Genomic DNA, 13,478 nt, shown 5'->3' on the forward strand with positions numbered 1-13,478 from the left:
TAATTGTAACTTAAAAAAAACAAATCTATCTTTGAGTTTCTTAATTTTTTTTTGATAAAAATACTATCAATACTTAAAATAACATGAAACAAAAGTTAATTATATACTTATTTTTAATAAGTAGTTTTATAGCTAAAGGACAAACAAGTAATATTGTAACAGCAACAGAATTTGATGCTTTTAAAATAAATAATATTACGTTATCTGATTTAAAAAATACACAAGGAAAAAAATCATTGATTGAAAACTTACTTGGGACTGTTAATTCTTATAAATCAGATGAAGGCTATGTTTATATTACCTTTAAAGGTTTAAAGGTAGATTTTTCTTTAGCAAATAATAAACCATACATAGAGTCTTTTGAAGTAAACACAAAAGAACATAATATAACAGTAAAGAATACAACTGTTAATATAGGAAGCAATATAAGTGAATTAGGTACAATTGTTTTTAGTACTGGTAGAAATGGTAATAAAAGTATTTTATATACTACGTGTGAAGATTGTGATAGTTTTATCAATATTGAATTTAATCAAAAAACTAATATTATTACTAAAATTAGCTATTTAGATATGTCTTAAGTAATGAAAAAAATCCCCGATAAAATCGAGGATTTTTTATTGAAAAAATATTTGTATTAAAATTTACAACCTGTAACTTCAATAGCACTTTTTACTTGTATTTTTTATAAGTTTAAAATTAAAGACTTATCTAAAAGCCTGTTAACTTAATATATTTTCAGTTTATTTTTCTTGATGTTTCTTTTATTACTCTAAAATAATTTTTTTATTAATCGTTCCTAAATCAGATTTTAATTCAACAATATAAACTCCTATTGAAGTTTTAGGTAATTGAATAACACTAACACCAGTTGATTTAAATGAAGTACTAATAATTTTTGCACCTAAAATAGAATAGATATTTAACGATGCATTATCAGTTTGTAAACCAGTAATTGTTATGCTATTATTTACTGATTTAAAAATACTTACATTTTGTGATTTTTGTTGGATAGGCGCTTCTTCTAAAATTTTAGAAGTAGTATGAATATAAAATTGTCCCGCACCTTTAGTTGTATTTTCTAAAATAACTTTATGATTTTTTTCAGAAATATTTGTAAATGTATTAGCAATTCTATCTTCTAAGTAAATTTTAATATCTTCAGGAAGATTTTGAGTTTTTACAGAAAAAGTAACTTCTTTAACTGATTTTGCTGTTATTCCAACAGGAACAATCATTGCTTCTAAATCGGTATTTGGTAACGATTGTATCGCTAATTTATTACCTTTATTATCTGCTAATAATTCTGTAAATATTTCAAAGTTAGCTTTTTTTCCTTCTTCAAATATTTTAGAATCATATCCTTTATCAAAACCAGTAGTTTTATTAGCTATATAAAATACTTTAGTTGATTTTTTACTAGCCTCATTTTCTACAAATAGTTCAAAAGAAGGCTTAGGTGCTTGTCTCATAAAAGTGTCATTTTGATGACTTTGATTTGAGATAGCAAAAGTGACATTACCATTAGTAGCAGCTTTAACAAAGAAAGATTGCCCTGGAGCAATTTCTATCGGGTTTATTGCATTGTGTGTTTCATAAGCTGTTCCATTCCATAACCAAACTGTTTGTTCACTAAGTGCTTCTGTATTTTCAGTAGCAAAATCTGCCGAGTTTATATAAGCAGTAAATGGATTACCAACTAAATTTAAATTGTTTCTAGTACCAGCAGTTATGCTAGAATTAACATCTGAGGTATTTATTGTTCCTGTAAAAGATAACGTACCAGCAGTTGCTAATTTTACAGATAAACCATTTCCTGAAGGCAATAGACCAGTTTTACTTGATTGTGCATATAACCAAGCCGAACCAATATCATTTGAATACTCTCCAATTCCAATATTAGAACCACTTCCTGTTACAAAAGTATTATTCGCTATAAGATTTTCATAAGTTTCCTCAGAAAGAGGAGAAGAAACTAGATGCCAATTTGTATTAGGTATATTTCTTTTGTAAGTTACAGATCCTGTTACGGTACTTTTTGGTATAAAAGAAGCACCAGATTCAATAGTTAAACGAGTAAATGTTACTGCTGAATTAGCTGTTGGATAGTTTGTTAATCCAGAAGGAATTACAATACGACTACTCGCTGTTGGTAAAGAATTTGTACTCCAGTTAGATGTTGTATTCCAATCGTTATTTGTAGTTCCTGTCCAAGTAATATCATCACTATTAATTGTAACGGTTACAGTTTCATCTGCTGTAATTACTGGTGCGTTAAAATCAAAATAAATAGCAGCACCATTTACAATTTTATCTCCTTCAACTAAAGTCGCTTTACTCTTTATTTTAAATAATACATATCCATCATTATTGGCATCATCAAAAGGAAGGTTTATATCATTAAAAATAAATTCTACCTCGTTACCTTTGGTAATTGTTGTTGAATAAGAGTGACTAGATTCTAATGGTATTAAAGATTCAATATCCAATTTAGTAGTATCGATAACGTCTTTAACACGGATGTTTACTGCTTCAGCTGTTCCTTTATTTTCAAAACGAATTAAATAATGTAAATAGTTACCTACATCATTAGGATTTAAAACATTTCCTTCCAAACACCTTTTATCATTAGGATCGTAAGAATTTACAACTATTTGTGATAAAGTCATTACATTATTATCAGGTGTTTCATCTGTTGCTCCTGTTACTCTTGCTGTATAATTTAAAATATCTCCATTATTTAATGCTGGAGAATCTAAAGGTGTATTTAATATAAAAGTTACAGGTATTTCTACTGATTGTAATGGTAATAAATTAGTAAAACTCCAAGTCAATTGTCCGTTTGTATTGCTATTTACGTTAGGTATTGAACTAACGTAGTTTAATACATTTTCTTGATAATCTAAAGTAACTATACCAGATTGTGTCGTTGTTCCTATGTTTTTATAGATAAGTTTATAGGTTGCATTAAAACCAGGTCTTGCTCTAGTTAAAGGCACAATACTTACTTCTAAATCATTAAAATTACCAATTGATTTTACGCAATAATCTGTTATTAGTGTATTTAAATCTTCAGGAATATTTATTGGATTTGTAATAACAGGTGTTGAAAATGTAAAATAATTTAAATTCTGTAATGCAGGAGTTATAGAATAGGTATCATCAGCTATAAATAAATTGTATTCTCCTTCTTTATTTGGGTATACCACAGCAGATTCTCCAGTAGTTTGCGAAATTGCAGTAACTTTTAATCCTCCTGTAAAAGGAATATCAGCACTATCACATCCATCACCATTCACATCATAAGTAACAGTACCTTGAATACGATTATGAGGTACATCACAATTATTAGAAAGCATACAACTTGTTTGATTAGCCTCTTCTAATAGAGAAAAAATATCGTTTAAATATTCTTGGTCTGCGCAAATAAATTCTAGGTTAGGACAACCTACTAGATCTAATTTTTTTCCACTTGAAGCTGATGTCCCATATTCTATTTGCTGCCCTATCATAGAAACAGTTTTTAAATTAGGATTATAGCTAAAATATAAAAGTGTGAGTGAACAAGAACTTACATCTAAAGTATTTAAATTATTACGATAAATACGTAAGCTTTTTAATTTAGAATTATTAGAAAGATTTATATCTGTTAATTTATTATTCTCTGCTGATAACCCTTGTAATAATACATTTTTAGAGATATCTAAATCTAATAAATTATTGAACGGAACATAAAGCCATACCAAATTAACATTTTTAGAAACATCAATTCCTGTTAATATATTACCACGTACCTGTAGTTTTTGTAATAATACATTTTTAGTAACATCTAGCTGTCCTAAATCATTATAACCTACATCTAAGTCTGTTAATAATATATTTTTAGAAACATCAATACCTTCTATATTATTACCAGAAACATTTAAAGATATTAAATCTAAATTATTAGTTAAATCAATATTGCTAATTTTATTACGACTTAATTCAATTGTTAGTAAATTAACATTCTTAGTAAAATCTATTGATGTTAATTGATTAAAACTCAAACTAATTGATCTTAATTTAATATTCTTCGTAAAATCTATTGATGTTAATTGATTGAAATCTAAATTAATTGATGTTAAATCTAAATTATTAGTTAAATCAATATTACTAATTTTATAATTTCTAGCTAAACTAATTGAACTTAACTTAATATTCTTCGTAACATCTATTGATGTTAATTTACTCCAATTTAAATTAATTGATCTTAGTTCAACATTCTTAGTAATATCTATTGATGTTAATTGATTCTTATTAGCTTGTAACGTTACTAAATTTACGAAGTTTTCAATACCACTCAAATTACTTATCCATTTGTTATCTAAATTTAAATACGTTACATTTTCAGCTTCTTGAATACTTATTTCACTATTGTTATCTGTATCTATTTTAGGAATATGATTTAAAAGCGCATTTTCAAAAAGAGGATCAGGGAAATCTATTTTTTGGGCATTTCCAATAGCAAAGTAACCTATTAATAAGGTTAGTAATAATAATTTTTTCATCTATTTTTATTTTTTGGTTTATATCATTGTTACTAATAATGTTATTTTTTAAATGATTTCAATTATTTAAAAACTTTTAATTTAAAACATTATAAATAAATGAAATTCAATATATTAATTACATATAAGCATTAATGATTTAGCAATATTAAGTGATATTATTCACAGCTACAATACCCAATACCCCTAACTAAAAATAGGGTTAACCCTATATTAGTTAACTTATCTTTAATATTTTAATGATAAAATTTCTATCAAAAAAAGCAGGGTATTCAATTTTTTTTAAAAAAATACACTAAAAAATATTTTAGAAATAAATTTAAAAAAATTATTTAGTTACTTTTAAAAACACAAAAAAAGCCCGTTAAGGCCTTTATTTAAAATCTGAAGAAAAAATAAATTAGATTAAACTGTTTTTTTTATAGTATTACTCGATTTTTTCACGTGTGCTTCTAAATCTTTTGTTAAGTCTAATTTTCGTAATGTTGGATTTATTATTCCAGTAGTAATTACTGTAATTAAAGTCATCGTTCCTCCAAAAACAACTGCAGTAACCGTTCCCATTAATTTTGCGGTAACACCACTTTCAAAAGCACCTAATTCATTCGAAGAACCAACAAACATAGAATTTACTGATGCTACTCGCCCTCGCATATGATCGGGTGTTTTTAGTTGTAAAATTGTTTGACGAATAACCATTGAAACACCATCTGTAACTCCACTAAAAAATAAAGCAACAATTGATATCCAAAAAATAGACGATAATCCGAATACAATAATACACATACCGAAACCAAAAATTGCAGCTAATAATTTCATTCCTGCATTTTTACTAATCGGAATATAAGCAGTTATTAACATTGTTAAAAAAGCTCCTATTGCTGGTGCAGCTCGTAAAGCTCCAAATCCTTCTGGTCCTACTTTTAAAATATCTTGAGCATAAATAGGCAATAAAGCTATCGCTCCACCAAATAATACAGAAATCATATCTAAGGTAATTGCTCCTAAAATGGCTTTTGTTTTAAATACAAAAGTGATTCCTTCTTGTAAGCTTTTCATTATTGGTTCGCCAATTTTCGGATTTAAAATAGGTTTTTTATCGATAAAAAAGACCATGAAAAATGAAAATAAAACCAAGCCAAAAACAATACAAAGCGACCAATGAACTCCTAACCATGAAATTGTAAACCCTGCAAAAGCAGGTCCTAAAACAGAAGCCATTTGCCAAGTAGAACTACTCCATGTGGCAGCATTTGGATATAATTTTTTAGGAACTATTAAAGCGATTAATGAAAATATTGTAGGTCCAAAAAAAGAACGCAATAATCCCCCAAAAAACACCAAAGCATAAATAGCATATAAAACAGTATTTGATTGCCAACCTTCAATAAAACTAGGAAGTGTTAAAAAAAACAAGCCTAAACTAATCAATGAAAAAACACCGATACAAAGTGCTAGTAAATTTCTTTTTTCTTTCTGATCAACAATATGACCAGCAAATAATGCCATCGATACCGCAGGAATTACTTCCATTAAACCAATAATACCTAATGATAAAGGGCTTTTAGTAATGCTATATACCTGCCATTCTATAATGATAAATTGCATAGACCAACCAAATACCAAAGCAAAACGAACTAAAAGAAATATATTAAATTCTTTAATTCTTAACGAAGCATACGGATCTTTTTTTTCCATTTTGTAACGTTAATTCAATTTTAAATCCATTAAAATTGAAAAAGTTTCATTCACATCTTCTTCTTTTACAACAATGGTCATTTCATTAGTTGTTGATATTATTTCTTGTACAGCTATATTTGCCCAAGCAAATTGCTTTAAAATAAAATAATATATACCTGATTGTTCAAGGTTACCTTTAGGAAGTTTTATAGTTATTGAAGCTAAATCATTTACATTATGAATTAATGTTTCTTTCTTAAATATTTCTTCTACAAAAGGTTGTAAGTTTTTACTAGTTACAATATTTGTTTCAAAAATTCCTTGAGAAACCGTTAAAAAATAATCATTACTATCCGCCGATTTACTTAATATCTTAGCAATTTCTCTTAGTAAAGAAGTTGTATTTTTAAAGGTAAAATCACACAAGTCTGAACGCACAATTACATCACCTAAATCAAGCGCTAGTTTTTTAATATTTTTACGAACTCTTAATTCATTCGCTGGCGATAACCTATTAATAGCCATCATAACTGCTCCTACCTTTATATCTTTTTTTAATAATTTAGATACTTCAGGTAATACGACTCTTGCTAAAGAAGATACATTTATTAATTTCTCATTTAAAGCCTCTTCAATAAAAGGTGTTTTTCTTATCGTTATTTCAACAGCTTCTTGAATTGTTTTCATGATTGTTTAATTTTAAACAAATATAATTAAAATACAACTAACAGTAGAATTTTTCTAAAACTTTTAAATTCTTTAGATTTAAGACAAAATAGTCATGACTCAAATTTTTGAATTATGTTTGTATTTGCAATTCTTGTTGCGAAAACAAAAACACAACTAAATTACAGAAGCGACTGATGAATTTTCTTCTTTTTATTAAGAAGGATTATTTTATTAAATGCAAACAACTAATCTAATCTATTTGTTAACTTCAAAAATTCATCCTTCGCTTCTTTTTTATCATATAAAATATTGTATACTGCTTCAATAATAGGAGTTTTAGCACCTATTTTTTGATTAATTTCATAAGCACTTTTAGTAGCATAATATCCTTCGGCAACCATACTCATTTCCATTTGTGCCGATTTTACCGTGTACCCTTTACCAATCATGTTTCCAAACATTCTATTTCTACTAAAAACAGAATATCCTGTAACTAATAAATCGCCTAAATAAGCCGAATCATTAATGTTACGTTTCATTTTATGTACTTTTTTAATAAAACGTTTCATTTCACGAATACCATTACTCATTAATACTGCCTGAAAATTATCTCCGTATCCTAAACCATGTGCAATACCAGCTGCTATAGCATAAATATTTTTTAACATCGCAGCATATTCTGTACCAATAATATCATCTGATATTTTAGTTTTAATATAACGACCAGCAATAAATTGACTTAAATTTATGGCTTTTTCTTCATCTTGACAAGCTAATGTTAAGTAAGATAAACGCTCCATTGCTACTTCTTCGGTACGGCAAGGTCCTGTAATTACTCCTATATTTTGATAAGGAATATTAAATTTTTGATGAAAATGTTCACCAACAATTAACCCTGTTTCGGGTACTATTCCTTTTATTGCAGAAAAAATAATTTTATCACTTAATGAAGCTGTTAATTTTTGAAGTTCTATATTTAAAAAAGCTGATGGAATGGCAAAAATTAATATATCATAATTTTGAATAATGTAATTAATATCATCAGACAAATCTAATTGTTCAGGATGTAATTCAGCTGAACTCAAATAATTAGGGTTATGTTTATTATGTTTTATATGTTCAATAGCATATATACTTCGCATATACCAACCAATAGTTTGAAGGTTTTCAGATAACATTTTTACAATGGCAGTAGCCCAACTTCCTCCACCTAAAACTGCTATTTTACTTTGATTATTCATATTCGTAGTTTGTTTGTTGTACAAAATTAATAAAACTATATTCCACTATCTAAACCTTAAGGGTATTATATTTGAAAATTGAAAAAATGAATAGAATGAACGTACAAATAATAAATAAATCGAAACATCAAACACCTGCATATGAAACTCAAGGTGCTGCAGGAATGGATTTAAGAGCTAATATTACAGAAGCTATTACCTTAAAACCTTTAGAAAGAGCTATTATAAAAACAGGGTTATTTATAGCATTACCTGTTGGTTTTGAAGCACAAGTACGCCCAAGAAGCGGATTAGCTGCTAAAAATGGAGTAACTGTGTTAAATGCTCCTGGAACTGTTGATGCTGATTATCGTGGTGAAATTGGGGTAATTTTAGTTAACTTATCGAATGATAACTTTGTTATAAATGATGGTGAACGAATAGCTCAATTAGTAATAGCAAAACACGAACGTGTAAACTGGCAAGAAGTTACTGTTTTAAATGAAACTGAACGTGGTACTGGTGGTTTTGGTAGTACTGGTGTTTAATTAGTGTTCAAATTTTTAGCCCCGATTGAAGCATTTGTTTGAGCTCTTTTTTGTTTTTTTCAAACAAAAAAAGCGAGTGCGGAAAGCGGGAAATTGCTTCTAAAAATAAAAACCTGTTGTAATATTTTACAACAGGTTTTTATTTTAAATATTAAAAAAAGTTATTCTTGATTTTCAATAGCCTCCTTTATTTTAGCTTCTAATTCTTCTGCTAATTCAGGATTATCTTTAATTAAACCTTTTACAGCATCTCTACCTTGCCCTAATTTAGTTTCACCATAACTAAACCATGAACCACTTTTTTTGATAATTCCGTATTCAACACCAATATCTAAAATTTCACCAACTTTTGAAATTCCTTTACCATACATAATATCAAATTCTGCAATCTGAAATGGTGGAGCTACTTTATTTTTTACAATTTTAACTTTCGTACTGTTTCCGATAACTTTATCGCCATCTTTAATTTGTGTTCTACGACGAATATCTAAACGAACAGAAGCATAAAATTTTAATGCATTACCACCTGTTGTTGTTTCAGGATTTCCGAACATTACACCAATTTTTTCACGTAATTGGTTAATAAAAATAACCGTACATTTTGTTTTACTAATTGTACCTGTTAATTTACGTAATGCTTGAGACATTAAACGGGCGTGTAATCCCATTTTAGAATCTCCCATTTCACCTTCAATTTCCGATTTTGGAGTTAATGCAGCAACAGAATCTACTACTACAATATCTACCGCACCAGAACGAATTAAATTATCAGCAATTTCTAATGCTTGCTCACCGTGGTCTGGCTGAGAAATAATTAAATTATCAGTATCAATACCTAAACTTTCAGCATAAAAACGATCAAAAGCGTGTTCTGCATCAATAAAAGCTGCAATACCTCCAGCTTTTTGAGCTTCAGCAATTGCATGTAATGTTAAGGTCGTTTTACCTGATGATTCTGGTCCATAAATTTCAATAACTCTTCCACGAGGATATCCACCAACGCCTAAAGCTAAATCTAAACCTAAAGAACCTGATGAAATTACTTCCATTTCCTCTACCTTAGTATCACCTAATTTCATTACCGATCCTTTTCCATAAGTTTTATCTAACTTATCTAAGGTCAATTGAAGTGCTTTTAATTTTGCTTCTTTTTCTTTATCTTTATTTTTATTTTCTTTATCTGCTGCCATAAATCTTGCTATTTTTATTATAAAAAGAGTTGCTAAGTTATGAAAAACTACTTTTAATTTACCATCTTTTTTATGCTACATTTTGTAATATTGTTTTTCTTAATTTCAATAAAAATGAGTGCTACTATTCTTTTAAAAAACTGCTATAGTTCGGCAACTATATGTAAAGGTGAGTTAATTAGTTTTATCGTTAATAATGAAGAACTAATGCATTCGAAAGAAGCAGATGGCTGGAATGCTTCGGATATAGAAATGTTTCCGATTATTGGACCTACAAAATTAAATGATTTTTCTGTTGATACACCTAACGGAGTTGCTAAACAAGACCAACATGGTTTATTAAGAGAGCTTAATTATCAACTTATTTCTAGTTATAAAACTTTTGCCGTTTTTGAAAAAAAATACAAGAAAAATACGCTTATAAAAAATAGTAAATTTCCTAAAAAATCAACACAAGAAAATTTATTTTGGACATATGATTTTATTTTCAGAAAAATTATTTCGCTTGAAAAATCAGCTATAAAAATAGATTTTGAAATTATTAGTGATAAAAAAATGCCTTATATGTTAGGCTATCATCCGAGTTTTAAACTTGCTGGTTTTGGTACTGAAATTATAAAAACAAAAGATAAAGAAATTAGCTTATCGGAAATTTTAAATGTAGGTTCGGCAGCTTATAAAGTTTTAAATACAAATGAAATTAATTTGATAAAAAAAGAGGGGAGTAGTATAAAAATCATCACCAAAAATTTTGATAATTTTATGTTGTGGACTCCCGTTAAAAATATGGTTTGTATTGAACCAATTACCCAATATCCTTTAGAAAAAGATTCTGAAAACTCAATAAAAAATAGCAGAATAAGTACAGGTAAAGACTTGTTTTCTGTAATAATAAGTGCCTTATAAATTAGTTATGGAACATCGTCATTTTATTATTCATAAACCTTATGGATTTCTTTCTCAATTTATTACTAACGAGACTAAAAGAAAAAAAAATGCTAGGAGAATTATTTGATTTTCCTGAAAAAACAATGGCAATCGGACGTTTAGATTTTGCATCCGAAGGACTTTTATTTTTAACTACGGATGGAAAAGTAAGCGCAGAAGTTCGCAGTAAAAAAGTAGAAAAAGAATATCATGTTCAAGTTGATGGACTTATAACTAATGATGCTATTGAAAATTTAAAAAAAGGTGTTGAAATTGGTTTCGATGGTAAAAAATACATCACACTACCTGGAAAAGCTAACATAATAAATACTCCAAATTTTCCTAATAGGTCTCAAAAAATTAGAGACGAACGTCATGGTCCTACAAGCTGGGTTAGTATTGTTATTTCAGAAGGAAAATTTAGACAAGTTCGTAAAATGACAGCCGCTGTCGGTTTTCCTACATTACGTTTAATTAGAGTTCGTATTGGTAATATTCATTTAAATGATATGAAATCTGGCGAGGTAATAGAAACCGATGCTTTACTGTAACATAAGTTACTTTATGTGCTATTTATTTTAGGTACTTTTACATTATGAGAGACAATTCAAATACTTTTATTTACATAATAGCTACCATTATCATGCTTCATTTTGTTGTTGGTTTTGGCTATTTACTATATAAAATGACTAAAAAAAGGATTAACAAACCAAAAAAATCTGTAAATCAATAAATTACCACATCTAATAATAAAACTATTAGGCTACCTGTACAATACTAATTTTTTATATTTTACTTTTGATTTCTTATCTTATTTATTTCAATAAAGTTAAATTGTTATAAATATATATTTATATTAAAAAAAATTACAGAATGATATTGATTGCTGATGGTGGATCTACAAAGGTAGATTGGGTTGCTTTAGATAGTAATAAAAATGAAGTTTTTAGAACACAAACATTAGGTTTAAATCCAAATGTTGTTAGTAGTGAAGAATTATTTGCTCGAATTAAAAACTGTGATGCTTTAAAAAAACATCAAAACGAAATAAAAAACATTTATTTTTATGGTGCGGGTTGTGGTACTGAAACACCTAAAATAATTTTAAAAAATATTTTAGTCGATTTTTTTTCAGCAACAATTAATGTTCATGTAGAAGAAGATATTTTAGGGGCAGTTTATGCATCAGCAAAGAATAAAAAATCGATTGTTTGTATATTAGGTACGGGCTCTAATAGTTGTTATTTCAATGGAAATACAATTGAATATATTTCACCTGCTCTTGGATATTCATTGATGGATGAAGCTAGTGGTAATTATTTTGGTAAAAAATTATTAAGAGATTTTTTTACAAAAAAATGCCTGATAAAATGGCCGTGGTTTTTAAAGAAAATTTTGATTTAAACCCTGATTTTATAAAACAACAACTTTATAAGAATGATAACCCAAATAGATATTTAGCTTCTTTTGCTAAATTTATGTTTGATTATAAAGATACTCTTTATGTTAAAAAATTAGTAAAAAAAGGATTTAAAAAGTTTTTTAAATTTCATTGTATTAGCCTATGATAAAAGTAAAAAAACACCGCTTTATTTTGTAGGTTCTATTGCTTTTTATTTTAAAGATATTTTAGAAGAAGTTGCTAGTCAAAACGATATTAAAATTACAAATATTATAGAAAAACCTATTAATAATTTAATAGAGTATCATCAAGAATTTTAAATAAAATTCCCTGCTATTTTTTAATAATTTCTTATCTAAAGTAGCAGGAAATAAATATTTTTTAATGCTTTTTCATTTTAACATGTGGAATTCCGTCTTCTAAATAACCTTCTCCAACTTTAAAAAACCCGTGAGATTCATAAAATTTCATCAAATATTTTTGAGCAGAAATAGTAATATTATTTTCATTATAATAATCAAAAATAGCTTGTATAGAAGCTTTTATTAAATGATGTCCGTAACCATATGTACGTTCATTATTTTTTACAACAACTCTACCAATACTTGGAGTTTCAAAATAATCGCCACTATTAAATAAACGAGTATAAGCTACAATAGAACCTTCTTTTATTCCTAAAACATGTAATGCTTTTTGGTCTTTCCCATCAATATCTTGATAAACACAATCTTGTTCTACAACAAAAACTTCAGAACGTAATTGAAGTATTTCATATAGTTCTGAAGTAGTTAATTCTGTAAATTTTTTTATTAAAAAAATCATTTAAAAATAATTCAATTTATAAGGATTGTAAATTATTATTAACAACCACAAGCAATTTTATTAACTCTATCGGCATGTCTTCCGCCTTCAAATTCTGTATTTAAAAATATAGTTACAAAACCTAAAGCTTGTTGTAATGATACAAAACGAGCAGGAATAGTTAAAATATTTGCATTATTATGCTGACGAGTTAATGCTACTAATTCATTATTCCAACATAAAGCAGCACGTACACCTTGATGTTTATTAGCTGTCATTTGCGCACCATTACCGCTTCCACATAAAATAATTCCCATTTCAGCTTGTTCAGTTTCTACTGCTTCTGCTGTTGGATGTATAGCATCTGGATAATCCATACTACTATTATCATTTGTTCCAAAATTAATTACTTTATGTCCTAATTCTTCTAAAAGTTTTATAATTTCAAATTTATACTCGGTACCTGCATGGTCGTTTCCGATGGCAATTGTCAT

The 13,478-nt window shown here is 27.6% G+C and carries 11 protein-coding genes and 1 pseudogene; 5 read left to right on the forward strand and 7 right to left on the reverse strand.

What is annotated here, in order from left to right; genetic code table 11:
• Positions 1–83: 83 nt before the first annotated feature.
• Positions 84–581: a hypothetical protein gene (locus PG913_RS12760; protein WP_271231048.1), complete on the forward strand. Its 498-nt coding sequence runs from the start codon at positions 84–86 to the stop codon at positions 579–581.
• A gap of 186 nt (positions 582–767) precedes the next feature.
• Here the strand turns inward: PG913_RS12760 and PG913_RS12765 are convergent, their stop codons facing one another.
• The 4 genes from PG913_RS12765 to PG913_RS12780 all read right to left on the reverse strand — a co-directional run bounded on the left by PG913_RS12765 (position 768) and on the right by PG913_RS12780 (position 8,137).
• Positions 768–4,547, reverse strand: a complete 3,780-nt coding sequence (locus tag PG913_RS12765; protein WP_271231049.1) for a DUF7619 domain-containing protein — start codon at positions 4,545–4,547, stop codon at positions 768–770.
• Between the two features lie 405 nt (positions 4,548–4,952).
• Positions 4,953–6,245 (reverse strand): MFS transporter, encoded by a 1,293-nt coding sequence (locus tag PG913_RS12770; protein WP_271231050.1) that lies wholly within the window; start codon positions 6,243–6,245, stop codon positions 4,953–4,955.
• 9 nt (positions 6,246–6,254) lie between these two features.
• The gene (locus PG913_RS12775; RefSeq protein ID WP_271231051.1) at positions 6,255–6,914 is read right to left on the reverse strand and encodes a hypothetical protein; all 660 of its coding nucleotides are present in this window, start codon (positions 6,912–6,914) and stop codon (positions 6,255–6,257) included.
• Positions 6,915–7,141: 227 nt separating this feature from the next.
• Positions 7,142–8,137, reverse strand: a complete 996-nt coding sequence (locus PG913_RS12780) for an NAD(P)H-dependent glycerol-3-phosphate dehydrogenase (RefSeq protein ID WP_271231052.1) — start codon at positions 8,135–8,137, stop codon at positions 7,142–7,144.
• A gap of 95 nt (positions 8,138–8,232) precedes the next feature.
• Here PG913_RS12780 and dut point away from each other — a divergent pair, with 95 nt between their 5' ends.
• On the forward strand, positions 8,233–8,664 hold the full coding sequence (dut, locus tag PG913_RS12785) for a dUTP diphosphatase (RefSeq protein ID WP_271231053.1): 432 nt from the start codon (positions 8,233–8,235) through the stop codon (positions 8,662–8,664).
• Positions 8,665–8,825: 161 nt separating this feature from the next.
• Here dut and recA read toward each other — a convergent pair whose 3' ends face one another.
• Positions 8,826–9,854, reverse strand: coding sequence for a recombinase RecA (gene recA, locus PG913_RS12790; RefSeq protein WP_271231054.1), 1,029 nt, complete (start codon positions 9,852–9,854; stop codon positions 8,826–8,828).
• A gap of 114 nt (positions 9,855–9,968) precedes the next feature.
• Between recA and PG913_RS12795 the strand changes: the two genes are divergently transcribed.
• The 3 genes and pseudogenes from PG913_RS12795 to PG913_RS12805 all read left to right on the forward strand — a co-directional run bounded on the left by PG913_RS12795 (position 9,969) and on the right by PG913_RS12805 (position 12,185).
• Positions 9,969–10,760, forward strand: a complete 792-nt coding sequence (locus PG913_RS12795) for an aldose epimerase family protein (protein WP_271231055.1) — start codon at positions 9,969–9,971, stop codon at positions 10,758–10,760.
• A gap of 7 nt (positions 10,761–10,767) precedes the next feature.
• Positions 10,768–11,332 (forward strand): annotated as a pseudogene (locus PG913_RS12800) (pseudouridine synthase).
• Positions 11,333–11,654: 322 nt separating this feature from the next.
• Positions 11,655–12,185, forward strand: coding sequence for a hypothetical protein (locus PG913_RS12805; RefSeq protein WP_271231056.1), 531 nt, complete (start codon positions 11,655–11,657; stop codon positions 12,183–12,185).
• 379 nt (positions 12,186–12,564) lie between these two features.
• Here PG913_RS12805 and PG913_RS12810 read toward each other — a convergent pair whose 3' ends face one another.
• Both PG913_RS12810 and rpiB read right to left on the reverse strand, forming a co-directional pair.
• Positions 12,565–13,005: a GNAT family N-acetyltransferase gene (locus PG913_RS12810; protein WP_271231057.1), complete on the reverse strand. Its 441-nt coding sequence runs from the start codon at positions 13,003–13,005 to the stop codon at positions 12,565–12,567.
• A 38-nt stretch (positions 13,006–13,043) separates the two neighbouring features.
• Positions 13,044–13,478, reverse strand: coding sequence for a ribose 5-phosphate isomerase B (rpiB, locus tag PG913_RS12815; RefSeq protein ID WP_271231058.1), 435 nt, complete (start codon positions 13,476–13,478; stop codon positions 13,044–13,046).

This window comes from Tenacibaculum pacificus (assembly GCF_027941775.1).
Lineage (GTDB): Bacteria > Bacteroidota > Bacteroidia > Flavobacteriales > Flavobacteriaceae > Polaribacter > Polaribacter pacificus_A.